1 protein-coding gene is annotated in these 1,685 nt (G+C 67.3%); it reads right to left on the bottom strand.

What is annotated here, in order from left to right; genetic code table 11:
* Positions 1 to 305: 305 nt before the first annotated feature.
* Positions 306 to 1,391 (bottom strand): IS110 family RNA-guided transposase, encoded by a 1,086-nt coding sequence (locus E1261_RS44645; RefSeq protein ID WP_132416419.1) that lies wholly within the window; start codon positions 1,389 to 1,391, stop codon positions 306 to 308.
* Positions 1,392 to 1,685: the final 294 nt, after the last annotated feature.

Here is a 1,685-nt window from a genome sequence, read left to right as displayed (position 1 = left end):
ACTGATATGGAGTGACCTGCTGTCAAGAGGCAAGGGTGAGGCGCCCGGCTGGGTTGTTCCCGGTCGGGCGCCTCGTGGCTTCGTGGATCAGCTGTGGTGGTGAGCGTGTCGTTGGCGACGCGCGGTCAAGACTGATATGCGCGGGTTGGTTACCGCAGGACGGGGTGTTCGGCAGGAGCGGGTCCGCGTGTCTAATGTCGAGCGTCACCGGATCTTTGAGAGGTCTGGTTGCTCATAGTTGAGTCGCGGGTCGCTCCACGCGCTGTCACCGCCTGGCATGGTCGACGAAGCCGGTTTGTGGGTTTCTACTCCTCCTGCAGGGTGGCCAGTGACCAGCACCAGCCGGCGAGCTCGCGGGCGATGGCGACGTCGGCGATGGTGGATCTCTTGTTCCGCTCGAGGAACCTGATCCAGCGTGCGTGCAGACGCCGGTTACCGGCATCGCCCCGCGCGCGGGCCGCGGGCGAGGCGAGGGCCCAGCGGTCGTGGATGGTTTTGCCCGGCCGGTAGGTGGCGCGGTGGTGCCAGGCGGCCTCGACCAGTAGTCGGCGGGCGTGGGTGTTCCCGGTCTTGGTGATCGGGCCCAGGGCCCGGCTGGTTCCTGATGAGTTTTCGCTGGGCACGAGGCCGATGAACGAGCCGATGGTCTTGCCGGTGAACCGGGTCCAGTCGCCGATCTCGACCGCGAGCGCGAACCCGGTCAAGGTCGCGACACCGCGCAGACAGCCGAGCCTGCGGACCACGGGCGTGAATTCCGAATCGGCTGCCATTGCTGTGATCGCGGTATCGAGGCGGTCGCGGCGTGCGCTGGTGGTCAGGACACAGTCGTAGTAGGCATCGAACGTCAGCCGTGACGCCGCCGCGTCGAAGTGTTGCCGGCGCAGCCAGGCGTCATGTTTGCCGGTCCAGGCAGCGCCGCCGGAGTAGACGATCCCGTGCCGCAACAGCAGCTTCGACAACCGGTGCCGGGCCCGCATCAGGTCACCACGGCAGTCTTCCCTGGACCGGACCAGATCCCGCGCGGTCTCCTGGCCGATGGTCGGCACCGCGACCGGGGTGATCTCGTCGAGTCGCAGCAGCCGCGCTAGATGGATCGCGTCCTTGGCGTCGGTCTTCACCCGGTCCCCTGACGGGCGTTGCAGTTTCGACGGTGCCGCGACCTCGCACCGCACCCCGGCAGACATCAACGCCCGATACAGACCGAACCCGGTCGGCCCGGCCTCATAGGTCACCGCGACCGGCCCCGGCAACTGACTGATCCAGGACCGGATGTGGTCATGGGCCGGGGTCAGCCTGGCCTGCACCAGCTCCCCGGTCACCCCGTCGATCGCCGCGGCCGCGACGGACCTGGCGTGCACGTCCAGCCCAACACTCGTACGCTCGGTAAACACCGGGGCCTCCCACACAATGTCGGATAGGCCGAGCAGCCGAATTCTGCTCGGTAACCCACGAATCTGTGCGGTGAGGCCCCGGCCCCGCAACCCCCTGCAAAGCCACCGGTGACCACAGTCCACCCGGATTCCTCGATCGGCGCGTCTTCAACCGGCGACCGGGACGGAGTCAACGTGGAGCACGCGCAGCGCAGCGAGCATGAACGACGTTGACGCCATCCCGCACGCCGGCTTCACAATCACCGCCCGAGGAAACCGGGACCACAGACCGTGCGGTCACTCCATACCGTCTAA

Source organism: Kribbella albertanoniae, assembly GCF_004348455.1.
Lineage (GTDB): Bacteria > Actinomycetota > Actinomycetes > Propionibacteriales > Kribbellaceae > Kribbella > Kribbella albertanoniae.
This window is presented reverse-complemented; position numbering and strand designations above follow the sequence as displayed.